This is a genomic window from Streptomyces celluloflavus, from assembly GCA_000720995.1.
Taxonomy (GTDB): domain Bacteria; phylum Actinomycetota; class Actinomycetes; order Streptomycetales; family Streptomycetaceae; genus Streptomyces; species Streptomyces celluloflavus.
Genome location: JOEL01000007.1, coordinates 1 through 13,035 on the forward strand (window position 1 = coordinate 1; position 13,035 = coordinate 13,035).

At 66.1% G+C, this 13,035-nt stretch carries 7 protein-coding genes; all 7 read right to left on the reverse strand.

Going from position 1 to position 13,035, the window contains the following annotated elements:
* Positions 1 to 212: 212 nt before the first annotated feature.
* Positions 213 to 983, reverse strand: coding sequence for a response regulator (locus IH09_RS08535; protein WP_052855511.1), 771 nt, complete (start codon positions 981 to 983; stop codon positions 213 to 215).
* A gap of 375 nt (positions 984 to 1,358) precedes the next feature.
* Positions 1,359 to 2,234 (reverse strand): glycerophosphodiester phosphodiesterase, encoded by an 876-nt coding sequence (locus IH09_RS08540; RefSeq protein ID WP_052855512.1) that lies wholly within the window; start codon positions 2,232 to 2,234, stop codon positions 1,359 to 1,361.
* 1,069 nt (positions 2,235 to 3,303) lie between these two features.
* Positions 3,304 to 4,419 carry a hypothetical protein gene (locus tag IH09_RS08545; protein ID WP_052855513.1) on the reverse strand — a complete coding sequence of 372 codons (1,116 nt, stop codon included), beginning with the start codon at positions 4,417 to 4,419 and terminating at the stop codon, positions 3,304 to 3,306.
* Entirely contained in the window at positions 4,400 to 8,863 is a 4,464-nt protein-coding gene (locus tag IH09_RS08550; RefSeq protein WP_052855514.1) for a coiled-coil domain-containing protein, read from the reverse strand. The genes IH09_RS08545 and IH09_RS08550 overlap by 20 nt, the downstream gene beginning before the upstream one ends.
* Before the next feature lie 13 nt (positions 8,864 to 8,876).
* Entirely contained in the window at positions 8,877 to 9,698 is an 822-nt protein-coding gene (locus IH09_RS08555) for a hypothetical protein (RefSeq protein WP_052855515.1), read from the reverse strand.
* The gene (locus tag IH09_RS08560; protein WP_052855638.1) at positions 9,695 to 11,185 is read right to left on the reverse strand and encodes a hypothetical protein; all 1,491 of its coding nucleotides are present in this window, start codon (positions 11,183 to 11,185) and stop codon (positions 9,695 to 9,697) included. The genes IH09_RS08555 and IH09_RS08560 overlap by 4 nt, the downstream gene beginning before the upstream one ends.
* A 793-nt stretch (positions 11,186 to 11,978) precedes the next feature.
* Entirely contained in the window at positions 11,979 to 12,836 is an 858-nt protein-coding gene (locus IH09_RS08565; protein ID WP_052855516.1) for a GNAT family N-acetyltransferase, read from the reverse strand.
* Positions 12,837 to 13,035: the final 199 nt, after the last annotated feature.

Consider the following 13,035-nt stretch of genomic DNA (forward strand, 5'->3'; position numbering starts at 1 on the left):
GGGGTGGGGTGGGGTGGGGTGGGGTGTAACGAAGCGGGACGGGACGGGGACATCCTGCGTGCGGGCGCGTCCTGAGTGCGGGGATGGATCAGAGTGCGGCGACGTCCGAAGTGCCTGGTCCATGTGCCTGGTCCATGTGCCTGGTCCATGTGTCCGGTCCATGTGTCCGGTCCATGCATCCCGTCCACGTGTCCGTCCGTCGCTGCCGGACGTCACCACTCGGGCCGCTCCCGCCCCACGTACCCCATCTCCCAGGCGTGTACCGCGATGCCGACCCGGTTCCGTACGCCGAGCTTGCGCTGAATGCTGGCGACGTGGGTCTTCACGGTGCCTGCCGAGATGAAGAGGTCCCGCGCGATGTCCGCGTTGGTCTTGCCCTCGCCCACCTGGCCGGCGATCTCCGTCTCGCGCTCGGTCAGCGCCTCCAGGGCCCGCGGCACGGTGGGCCGGTCCGTAGCGGGCCGGTCCCCGATGGAACGGCCCTCAGTACGCCTCCCCACGGAACGGGTCCCGGTGGAATGTTTCCCGGCGGGCCGGTTACCCGTGACGTGTTGGAGCAGCCGTACGGTGATCGACGGGCTGATGAGGCTGTCCCCGGCCATCGCCGCCCGTACCGCCTCCACCAGAAGCGTGGCCCCGGAACGCTTGAGGAGAAAGCCTGCGGCACCGTAACGCAGCGCGGGATACACGTATTCGTCGAGGTCAAAGGTCGTCACGACCACAACCCGGACTCGCGTCTCCGGATGCGTACCGTCGGCGGGAATCCCCTCCGCCAGACGGCGGGTGACCTCCAGGCCGTCCATGCGCGGCATACGGATGTCGACCAGCGCGACATCCGGGCGGAGCACCCGCGCCGCTTCCAACGCGGCCACCCCGTCCGCGGCCTCGCCGACCACTTCGATGTCCGGCTGGTTGGCCAGAATCCGCCGAAGGCCCCGGCGCACCATCTCTTGGTCGTCCGCGACCAGCACCCGAATCGTCACGACTGCTCATCCTGTCATGCGCCTGGTGAGGCGGATGTCGCGATGAGCGATACGCGCCGTCCGCCGCCGTACGAGGGACGGCGTTCCGGCCGCAGACGGGGCCCGTACGCGAGGAACCGAAGGTGCCACGGAAGCCGCTGGAACCACAGGAACCGCTGTAACTGGAGCGCCCGTTGGGAGTCCGGATGGCACCGCATCTCCGGTGGACGCGGCAGGTGCCGTACGACCACCAAGCGTCTCGTCCGGCATCTGCCGTGGCCGGTGGGGCGGCACCCTTCGGTGGTCAGATATGGGAAAACCGTTGCTCACAGGCTTTCTCGGGATGGACGCCGGGCGGCAGAGGCGGACGCCAGACCCTCACCAACTACGCCCTGTCTAAACGATGATGCCGTCGACGCCCCGCTCCGCAGCCGTCCGCGCGCTCGCGTCCTTCGCCGCGTTCCACGCGTAGATCTCCAACGGTCTGCCGTGCGGGCCGCGCAGCCGGTGCACGGACGCTATCCAGCGCGAACTGAGGGCGGATATAGGGGGGTTTATCTGGTCGGCGAACCGCGCGCAGTGCGCCAGTTCGCTCACGGCGGGTGCGCCGAGAATTCCCGTACGCATCTGTGGCACCAGCTCGTGCACCGTCCGCACGCACCGCACACAGAAGCTCTGAACGATCAGCCGGCTGTTGATGTGCGCGTGATCCAGCCACCCCAGCTCTCGCAATTCGCGGATGGTCTGTGCCTCGATTCCCGGGTATTTCTCGGGGGACTTGAGCTCCAGCAACAGCCGCTGGCCGTTGCGGTCCACACGGCGCAGATAGTCCGCGAGCGTCGGTACCCGCTCGCCCGCGAAGCGTTTCCCGAACCAGCTGCCGGCGTCCAGCCGCGCGATCTCGGCGGCCGTGAAGTCACCGACCCGCCACGGCGCCCGTCCGGGAAACATCTTCGCTGCGTCGGTCGTCCGCTCCAGTGTCGCGTCATGCAGCACCACCAATTGCCCGTCCCTGGTGCGCTGTACATCGTTCTCGACCCAGAGGAATCCGTGGTGGTGCGCCGCGTCCACCGCGGCGAGCGTGTTCTCCGGCGCGTAACGGGAGGCCCCGCGATGCGCTATCACCACTGGCGCGCCACCCGCCCCCGCGTCCCACCGCGCCCCCGCTCCGGGCACGAACGCCGACGCGGACGACCACGCCGATGACGGCACCGCCGCCGCGGCCAGGAGGACGACCCCGACGGCGGCCGTCCGCGTAGATCTCCGCAGCATGCGGGAGCCTCCCGTTCCTTCACCCGCAGACGACGGCGCCCGCGTCAGGCATGCCCCGCTAGCCCATCCCTCCGGAAATACGGCTCTCCATCCAACATGCCCCGAACCCTCCGGGCCCGCCACGCGAACGCCCCAGGAGCGTCCCGTACGGCCCTCTCTCGCCCTGTGTTTCCCCAGGTCAGGGGAGTAAAGCTGCGACTCCAGGGGGCCGGTTCGCACAGGGCCACCTTCGCGAAGCGAAGCCGGGGCCTCGCAGCCCGCCACGGGCCCGGGCCAGCCCGCCACCACTGGCGACTGCAATGTCCCCCACAGCGGAGGCGACATCGTCGAAATAGCCCTTGCCGCCACCGTGGCACTTCTTCCAGAACGCGCCGAACGCCTCGATTACCGACGCCCTTGTCGTTGTCGACGACGTCCTGGGCATTCTTGTGGCAGGCCGCCATGCAGTCCTCGACATCGTCGGCAAAGGTGCGCCACGCGCGGGCTGCCTCACGGAGTTCGCCTTCGTCACCCTCGGGCCACCACATGCCCGTGAGGTCCTGGACGATCTCTCTGACCTTGTCGGCAGCGCCCATGACTTACCGATCAGGAAACCGGCGGGTTGGCGGACAGTGGCCAGTTCTGCCGGGCTGCGGCTTCCTTGAGGAGTTGGTGGGGTTTGTGGCCGTGGGTATCTGCGAGGACCATGCCCCGAGCCACACCCCGGAAAAACAAAAGCCCCAGGTCACGGCGAGTAAATCCTGAGGCTTCTACAGAGCTACCTTCGGGATTCGAACCCGAGACCTACGCATTACGAGGGCCTGCATGATCGTGACGGGTGCTGCTCCGTGATCCCTATTGGTCCGGTTCTTCCTGGTCAGGGACTTGCCAATCTCACTGACATGCTGCGCAATCCAACAGGTGCTGTCCCGTCCGCTCACGCATCGCTCACGCAATCCCGACCCTACGCACGAGGTCAGGAGTCGACTTGAACCGCTTCTACATCTCCTCGAGGCGACACCGCTTCGCCTGCGCTTTCTGCCCTTCGCGTCGGCGCTTCCTGTTGTGTTACGACCAGTTACCCAGCTGATTAAACGAGGTCGGCATGCCAAGCCGTATTGCGGGTCAGGTATCGGTAGCTGACCCACTCCTGTGCCAGGCGCTGACCGGCGACGAGGAGGCTGACCACCTTCACCCGGTGCGCCGCAGACATCCACTGGACCAGAGCATGAGCCTCCCCCGCATCGATGGCCCTCTCCTTCGCGCCTCGTGCGCGTCCAAGTTCCAGTAGCGCGCCGTAAAGTCGCTCAGTGGGCTGGACCGTTGGAAGGCCCCGCTCGCTGGCGGTCTTGGATGCCGCGTACGGGATGCGGATCCCGCTGAGATCGAGGTCGCCGAAGTAGCGGATCTCCGCAATGCCATGCCTGTCCGCAAGTGTGTTGACCGAGGCACGGAATGTGCCGCCAAGCCCCCAGGCGACGTACCCCAGCCGGTGGTTGTCGGGGAGGCTGTGCACGAGAGACCACCAGGTGGCCGAGTTCTCGACCACGAGCAGGATGTCTCCGCCGCCGACACGTTGGTAGTAGCCGTCCCCGATTTCGGTCAGGAACGACTCTGTCAGCAGCGGCGGGTGCGTCGTGAACGTCCGCAGCGTCGTGTGCAGCCGGTCGGATTCGCCGAAGATCGGCCCCGAGCGCAGGGTGTCGAAGGTCTTCTCCGGCATGGGAAAGTCCGCTTCGCTCCCGTACGTTCCGAAGATCTCCAGAGCCCGTTCCCGGAGCGGCACAGGGAAAAGGTCCGGATCGCTCATCAGCCAATGGTTGACGGCCACGTACGCGGAGCGCTGCTTCGGGGTGGCCGTCGGCCACTCCCTGGCGAGCCGGTAGAGATCGGGGTGCCAGTGTGGCATGGGCGGTGCGGGGGGTCGCGGGGGTGCGGTGGCGCACAGCCAGATCTTGAGAGGCAGAGAAACTTTGTCCCGGGTGCGTTGCTTCATCTGCTCGATCAGGCCTTGCTCTTCAAGTTCGTCCAACAGCCTCGACATGAGCAGGGGTTCGAATTCGCCGTCCGGATTACGGTTGTTCACCTTCCGGAATGCGATCCAAATGTCGTCCAGCACTACGCGCGTCCTGCGTGCGCCTTTCCAGCCCGCCTCGGTGGCGCCGGCTCTCAGGTGCCGGATGAACTCACTCTGCCTGTGCTTCACGGGTGTGCCCATCCTCCGTCTCTCGCTTGAAGATTCTGGTGGTGGTGACGTTGCCCGTGCCGTCCGACTCGGGCAACGCGTCTAGCGTCTCCTGGATCCGGTCGGTCACGGTCAGATACTTGCGCCCCGCCCGGAGATCGGCGTCGTTGCGCAACCTCAGGATGAGGGGGAAGCGTTTCAGTGTGCCGTCGTCGGACAGCCCTGTGGTGTAGATGAGTTGCACGCCCAGTGCCTCGGCGACCTTGCGTTGGAGGGCGAGCAGGTAGTCCGCGTTGGCCCGGCCGATCGGATTGTCGAGGAACAGGACACCGGAGTGCGTGTCCCTCTCCCTTCCCCGGTTGCTCGCCCGCAGGGCGGCCATGGTGCAGTACAAGAGGATGGCTGCCGTGAGGTGTTGCCCGCCCGAGAAGACGTCCTTGATCTCGGAGACCCTGATGCGCTCGTTGCGCAGCACGGCGTCGGGCTTGAGCATGTCGATCCGGAACCCTCTGGGCACTGCTGCCCTCACCCCCGCGAGCAGCAACGACATCCCGTCCCTGCGCACAGACCGCCCGTCCGCGGTACGGCCCTTCGCCGCCTCATCGATGACCTCGCCGATGTGCAGGTGCGCGGAGTCGTCCTGGGCCGGGGTGAAGCGGAAGCGGAGGAATTCCTGAGCGGCCCAGTCGTCCAGGCTCGCCGGCAGCCGCGACATCCGCTGCGCCTGGCGCAACAGTGCCAATGCTTTGTCGACCTGTGCCTTGAGGTTCCGCACGATCAGTGTGCGATGCCGCTCCGTCTGGTCGATCTCCTCATTCAGAGCGCGCAGGCGCGGCCTGAGAGCGTCGGACCACTCCGTGGCACGGGTCGCCACCGTTTCCCAACCCGCGGTACGAATCTGTGTCTGCACGCGAACGTGCAGGTCCTTGAACTCCTCGGCGCCGGCATGGCGTGTGAGCCTCTCCGTTGCCGTGCGTAGAGTCTGTTCGTCGGTGTGGGCATTCGTTTCACGTGTCCCACGTTCCTTGGTCAGCCGGGTGACAAGGTCCTGGGCAGCGCCCGCATCCCCTTCGTAGGGCGCGATGTCGGCGGCCTCGTCGTCGCCTTCGGCCACGTCCTTGGTAAATCCGTCGACGATGAACTGGAAGGCTTTGGCCGATGCCTCGGCACCCTCCAGTTGATGTCCAAGCCTGGTGTGCACTTCCTGTTGGTCCGCCGCCTTACGAACGCTCGACGTCTGCCGTTGACCGGCTTCCTCGACGGCCGCGGCGCAGAACTGGATATCGGCCGGGTATTCAGGAAGCTTCACCGGGGTCGTCACGCGACCTTCTGCAGCTGTCAGTTCGTCCGCACAGCGGGACGCGGCCACTGCCGCCTTGAGTGCAACGGTCTCGGCTTCCCGTACCGCCTGGTCCGCGCTCTCCAGAGCCGTCGCCCGTGCCGCTTCATCGGAGCCCTCGGGGCTCTTCAGTAGTGCGGCCGCCCTGCCGCGGAGTTCCTCGGAGAGCTTGTAGTAGCCCTGCTTCGCTTTGGCGGCACGTTCGTTGGCTCGCTCACGCTCTTCCAACAGGTCGCTCCCGACCTGAACACGGAGATAGCGTGCCGCGGCCTGGTCGTAGGTGCTCCGCAGCAAGGCTGCGGAGAGTTCGGGAACGGGATCGGAACGGCGCACGTCCTCGCTCCCGGGCAGCTTGGCCCGTTCGTCGTTGACGAAACGCACGGTGCGTTGGTATTCGTCCGCTCTGCGTTGATGCTCCGTGACGAGCTTCTGCAACTCGGTGACCTCATCCTCCGCCTTCCCGGCAGCTTCCTGGCGCTCCCGCATCCTCTCCTTCTGTGACGAAGCCTGCTCCATCCACTCCGGCAGGTGGCCGTTGCGGTCGGCGAGTTCCTTGAGACGTTCGAGCCGTTTGGCGAGCGAGTCCCGAGTCTCACGCAGAGGCGGCAGCTCCTCCTTGATTTTCTGCCGCCGCTCCTGGAGCGTCTCAAGCACTTCCTCGCGTTCGGTCACCCTCGCATCGGCGGCTGTGAGCTCGCGCACCACGCCGGAGTGTTCTTCCGTCAGCGCGGGGATGCTGCCTTCGGGGTAGCGCGTCCGCCAGTCCGTGAGAGCGTAGGTCAGGTTGCCATCCTGCTCGATGCGGACCGACAGCTCTTCGCCCCGGGCGCTGCGTACGGCGTGCCGGGCGTCGATCGCCTCGTGCTCGGCGGCCGCCGCGTCCACGTCGTAAAGGGCGGGGTGGGGCGGGATCACCACCTCGACGCCGTCTGTCAGTTCGGCCTCGGGGTCGGTGAAGGTCCTGGTTGTCGCAACCGGCACGAAGACAGTCGGTTGGGGACGCAGTGCCGTGAGTACGTCCCGGGCCCGGTCGATGTCGTCAGGATCGTGGAGGAGGATACCCGCGGCCAGATGCGGCAGTCGCTCCACGATGCCTCGTCGCCGGTCGGTATCGGGGATGGCTGCGAGGTAGCGCCATCCCGGGACCGCGACCACTTTGGCGTCCTCAAGAGCCTTACAGGCATCGGACACCACTTGGGCGGGCGGCAGGAGGTCGCCCGCAGCCAAGGCGAGGCGTGCCTGTTCGTCAATGGACTCGGCGAACCTCAGCTCAGCCCGTTCTCGTTCGGCCTCACGGCGTGTGGTGTTCAATGCCTCCAGGAGCGAGGCGACGTCGCGTTCGAGGTCGATGTCCAGCACGTCGAGGAGCGCCACGAGCCGGGGGGTCGTCTCCAAGCGCGCTGTTTGTGTCCGGGCCTCGTCCAGGCGGACGGAGAGCTGTTCACGACGCCCACGCAAGTCGCCCGCCTTCGACTCGGCCTTCCGCAACTCGTCCTGCGCGAGGGCCTCTCGGTCTGCGAGTTCCGCCCATTCTCGTTCCAGGTCTGTGACGCGCTGGGCTGTGTTGTCGCGTTCTTCCTGAACGGTCTCCACGGTCCGGGGCAGCGCGGCAGCGTCATGCAGCAGACCGTCGGCGACAGCTGCCTCAACGTCCTCACTCAGACGCGTGATCAACTGGTCGAATCTGGCGGCCTCGCCTTCGGCCTTCGTGGCATCCCGGTGCGCCGCGCGGGCACGCTCTTGTGCCGCGCTCTTCTCCTTCTCCCGCGTCGAGACCTGCTTCAGCTCGTCGGAGGCGGTCTGGGCAGCCTCGTCAGCTGTCGCCCACAGGCTGCGCGCCAGGCGGCGGGCCGCGACGTCGCGCTCTTCCAGTGCGGGACGCGCCTTCTCCTCCTCGGCGCCGATGAGATCGGTCAACGCCTTGACCTGGGCGATGCTGTCGTCGTACTCATGCACTGTCGAAGTTTCTCGCCACGCCTCAACAAGGGCTCGCGCCCCGGACAGTCCCTTCTCGATAGCCGTCAGCTCCCGCTGAGCCCCCTGGTACTTCAAGTCGGCCAAGTGGCGCCTCAGTTCAGCGACGACAGCCTTGGCACCTTCGGCGGCACGAGTCAGCTCATCAAGTTCCTCTTGCGACTTGACTAGCATTGCTCGCCGCCCAAGCACTACGCCATGCTCGTTCCGCGCACGCACCCGAAGCCGGCCGCCCAGTTCCGCGACGTCGCGAGCGGCCTGTTCCGCTCGACGCCGCGACTTCCGGGCAGTTTCGGCCTGTTGAGCGATCGGACCCAGGAGATCGAGCGCGCCTGCGACGAACTCCCGCTCGGTGAGAAGCAGCCCACGGCCGGCGAGCCGCTCCACATGTTCGGTGACCAGCGCCGCCAGAGCGTCCATCTCATCGGACTTGACGATCGCTCGCAGCAGGAAATCGACGAACTTCACGTCCGAATCAAGCTTGAGCCAGTTCGCCGCTTCACCTTCGTCGACGTTCATCTCCCGCTGATAGCGAAAGAGTTCGGGGTCGAGCTCAAGCAGCTGCAGCCGATTCGTCCAGTCGCCCTGATGCCGTGTCCAGTACAGGGCCAGGCTCTGGTCAGCCGCGTACGCCTCCTGGAGCTCGTCCCGGTATGTATCCAGGGTGCGCGACTTCGTACCGACCGCCATAGGGAGAGTGCCAAGGTTGATCTCGTCACTCGGCCGTAGGCAGTACCAGCGTTCGCGCAGGTTGTCGGAGACTTCGGAGGCGACCTGGTTACGCCAGGCCAGCACCTTGCCGGTGAGCAGCAGTTCCCCGGTGAGCGGGTTCATCCACTCCAGAACAATGTGGGAGACGTCCTTGGGCATGACGAACTTCTCCACGACGCGCGTATTGGTCGTGCCCACGGTGTGGCGACGTCCGGGAAGGACGACGGAGAAGACGAGCTTGAGCAGCACGGACTTCCCACCCCCGTTCTCCAGCAGAATCAGGCTGGCGGGCGAGGGCCGGTGGGTGGCGGCGGTGTCGAAGAGGGCTCCTTGCTCAGCGCCCACTGGGCGTCCCGCGCCGCTGAGGTCCAGAGTGACGTCGTGGAAGCGGGCACCGGCCGGTCCGACTGTTCTCAACCGGACACGGGACAGCTCGTACATGGATACGGTTCTCCTAGTCGTACAGCGTCTCGGCACTGGTGGTGCGGAGTGTCCGGGTCCCAGTGATGGGAGGCAGCACCCCAAGTTCCGCCAGTTCCCCGTAGGCGCGTGTACTGGCGAGTTCACGCACATGAACCTGGTAGCGGTGAGTGGCGAGGAAGATCTTCTCCCCGTCCTCGGAGTCGACTCTGCCCTGGTGGAACATTCCACGGTCGATAAGGTGCGCAAGGGCCCGGCCAATGAGGGTGCGGGTGGCTGATGCCCCTGATCGTCCGGCCTTGGTGGGGGCGACTTCGGGCCGACGCTCGTACGCCCGCCAGGCCCTCTCCAATTCCAGGGCATCGGCCGGTGGATCCTGCGACTCCTCGCTCTCGGCGACGCGCTCCGCCAGCACCCGGCACACCGATCGCACGAGCCTGTCGATGGACGACACCCGGACCTTGCCCTGATAGCCGTCATCGGCCAAGTCCTCGGGCCGGGGGAAGGCCAGGGCCGCGACAGCCAGGTGCGTGATGCCGTACAGGATGCGTTCGGCCTCACGGCTCTCCCGCATCCGCACCTGCCGGGCGTACTGGTCCATCCGAGTCTCGAAGGCCGATCCTGGCAACGCGGTGTGCACCATTCCGGCACGCGTGGTGACCGCGATGACCCTCAGCCCCATCCCCGCCGCGAGCCGAGTGACGAGCGTCTCGAAGTCCGGATCCTCGGCGTAGCGCTTCACGAGTGCCGCGTAGGCACTGTCGCGCACGGGTCGCACCTTGGGTCTGAAGCCGTAGCCGACGAGCCTGCCCGCGGCCTCCACGTCGTCGGCAATGGTCTCGATGGTCGTGATCATCCGCCGTGCCTCTCCAGACGGTCGGCGTCCAGAGCCACTCGATCGAACGCCGCAGACGTCAGCAACAGGTCATCGCCCTCGAACCCCTGACTGTCCAAGGGGGTGCCTGCCGATACGGCTAGCAGGACGCGGTCGGCCCCCTCGCTCAACGCCGCGCCCAGTTGCGGGCTGAAAGCCCGCAACGCCAACAACACCAGTAGGTCAGGAAGTTCTGGATCATGCGTGGCGGCCTCCTCCAGCAGTTCGGACAACGGTCGTGCTTCGTCGCAGAGATCGAGCAGGGACTCGGCGACGTGCTGCTGCTCGTCGGTGTACCCGCGCACCTCCACGACCGGGACGAGCTCCGGCTCCTCCTCCTCGCCCGTGAACCGGGCTCGTTCGGGTGACGGAGCGAGCAACGCGGGAACCAGCGTGGCCAGACAGAACTGGTCATCAATCGTCGGCCCCACTGAATGCTCGTAGAAGGACCGCACCGGACGGGAAGCATCGGCCAGCGTGAGCCCGAGCACCGGTTGAAGGAGGTCGCCGTACACGTCCACCGGAGCTCTGAGGGCGGTGCCAGAGAACTGTTGGCGGTCCTGTTCGTCGAGAAAGAGCGTGCGAGCGCCACGCAAACGGGTCTGCAGCCGGGTGTGCCGGCGAACGCAGTCCTCCAAAATGTCTACGAGGTCGGCAGCCTGTCTCCTGCGAGCCGGATCCTCGGACTGGTCACGTTCGGTAGAAACGGACCGGGCGATCGCGGACTCTTCCTGGAGCCGGTGGTCGACGTGGTCCAGAGCCTCGTTGAGAAGGTCCGGTATCTCGTCCGCCCAGTCGACCGTCGTCACATTGCGGCTCGTGGCGTCGAGTTGTGCACGGATGATCTCCGCGTACTGAATGGTGCGGATGCGGGCCTGCTCGGCCACGGCCTTCGCATCGGCCAGCCGCCCTCTGCCGATGAGATTGCGCAACCTCACCTCGGCGGCGATCTGAGCTGATTCCACATCGGTGTCCAACGCACCGACCAGAACGTTCAGCGCCTCGTTGGAGGCACGCAGATACAGGTCCCCATTGCTGTCCGAACGCTCCTCGATCAGCTTGAAGTCCCACTTCCTCAGCGCATACGCGCCCGCCCCGTCCACTTCTCCGTAGTAGCGGCGGAAGCCTCTGTCCGTGTCGCGAACGTTGATCAGGGAGTCGAGCACCCATCCGGCGACCCGCGTGTGCTCATCGGCCGGACGGTCCGGCGCCTGCCAGCCGACGAAACCCGCAGCCCTGAGCAGGACCTGTTCGTGGTTCGCTCCAGTGTCGTAGTCCATCGCGATAGCCACGTGATCGATGATCTGCAGAGCCACCTCGGCCATTTGGTACTGAGCACCTTCTAGCCACGGTAGTTTCACTTTACGAATATCGAGTTCATGCAAGGGCGCTGTGCAGGCCAGGGCCTTCAGCCTGCGCTTGAGTCCCTCGTCGACCCATGGAGTTCGCGCGCCCCCGTGATCATTCATGACGTCACTACACATGCACGAAGCCGCAGGTGTCACCTGATGCACACAGCTTGGCGAGAATCATAGAGGTGCACTCTCGCTCACGACCCGGCAGTAACTTTTGACTCCATAGGCTCATTTCCTGCACATTTCCCTACCCTTAGACCTCGCACTCACCCATAACATCCCCGCCGTCACGTCGAAGAATTGACCGAATCGCGACCTATCAGGAGATCTAGCTTCAGCCGAGGCACTCCATGGATCAAGCTCGCCCTTCGGTACGGCACGCCTCCCGCGTGTGCATTTACAACGGTGAGCACCAGAAGGGGCTGAGCGGCACCTTCGCCTGGACGGCCTTCCGCCGACTGGGGCGTTTCGGAGCGTTAATCCGAACTGCTCCCATGGCGGGTCGTTGTCAAGTCGTAAGTGATCTCGTGGGTACGGCCGACGTCCATCGCCGTCGACGCAAGAGGCCCTGCGGTTGGGCGTACCGCGTGGCGGTGGCGTTCAGGACCGTGAGGACGTGACGGTGGTCCTCGAGATATCGCTGAAGGCGGTCGACGGGTAGTGAACGATGGCAGGCTGGCAGCACTGGTCATGCGTGTCTTCGCTGGAAGCCAGTCGGGGTGCACCAGGCGCTCGGAGAGGCTGTGCGGCAGGCAGACTTAGCGCATCAACTTTGCGCTGTGGGGTTATTACGGTTCCGATCACCAAAAATCATCCGGGCCCGACCGCTGCCATATGGCCGGATCGATAGAGGTCAGAGCTGCCGACGACAACACGACCATGGAATCGGCGCATAAAGCAGCGCGAGTCACAATATCCGGGTAAGCACGAACCCGAGCGTCGTGAGCCTTTCGGCACGGCACAAGTGGTCTGAGGCGCCGCCGACTTCGGTTTGGCGGATCTGATAGGACGCGCCGTGCGTCTGGCCCCAGTGCATAGCAGCGCGCCATAGGTGGCGACCGAGGCCGTGCTCGCGGGCCTGCGGATGCACGCCGAAGTACTGTGGCATGAGCTGAGCAGCGCCGGTGGGGTCGAGGCGGATCTCCATGGGGCCGATGGCGCCGACGACACTCTCCTCCAGCGCGGCGACAATGACCGGCCCACACCCCTTGGCCTTCATCTGGCGGTCAAGGAAGACGAAGCCGTCGGCCGCGGTCTGGGCGAAGGTGCCGCGGATGTGGGCGGGCCAGTCGTCGAGTCGACGGACGGGGCCGGCAGAGGCGGGACAGTGCCTCGCCGTGAAGTCCTGGAGCTGGATACGGACGCCACATGGATGCGTGGTCTCTGGGCCTAGTGGCCGGACGACACGGGCAAAGGCCGCTCCGTGGACGGTACCGAGTTTGGCTGCGAGTTCGGCGGCCTGGTCGAGGATGTCGCCCCGGTGGCCGTAGGCGAAGACCTTCACCGCTCCCCGGCCACGGGGCAGCAGAGTACGGATGAGCGTGTGGTCGGGGTGGTGCACCACATCGTCGAGGAGTACGGCCTCCTGCTTCTCGGTGCCCCAGCGGCGATCCTTGTCGTACGGCAGGAAGTGGCGCTCAGAGGCGGCCGCGACCAGGGTGGCTTCGAAGAGGTCCACGGTCAGGACGTGGGGGTGGACGGGGCCGAGGGTGGGCACGACCGGTGCGGTGAGCACGGGGCGAAGCCAGTCCCAGCGGAAGAGCATGCGGGCACCTTAGCGCTGTACGTGAGGGTGCTCCGGCCTGTCGGAGGGACAGGCCGGAGCACCGTCGGGGTGGGGGTCTGGATCAGTGGGGGTTGTCGTCGCCGGCGCCGCAGGAGCACTCGGCGCTCTCGACGACGTCGTCCAAGTCCGCGACGAGCGTCACGGCGGCCTAAGCCACCCGGGGCGCCGCGCGGCGGGC

Coding starts and splice junctions, on each gene's coding strand:
- IH09_RS08540 (WP_052855512.1), bottom strand. CDS start 2,234: ATGCTGCGGAGATCTACGCGGACGGCCGCCGTCGGGGTCGTCCTCCTG.
- IH09_RS08550 (WP_052855514.1), bottom strand. CDS start 8,863: ATGTACGAGCTGTCCCGTGTCCGGTTGAGAACAGTCGGACCGGCCGGT.
- IH09_RS08555 (WP_052855515.1), bottom strand. CDS start 9,698: ATGATCACGACCATCGAGACCATTGCCGACGACGTGGAGGCCGCGGGC.
- IH09_RS08560 (WP_052855638.1), bottom strand. CDS start 11,185: ATGAATGATCACGGGGGCGCGCGAACTCCATGGGTCGACGAGGGACTC.
- IH09_RS08565 (WP_052855516.1), bottom strand. CDS start 12,836: ATGCTCTTCCGCTGGGACTGGCTTCGCCCCGTGCTCACCGCACCGGTC.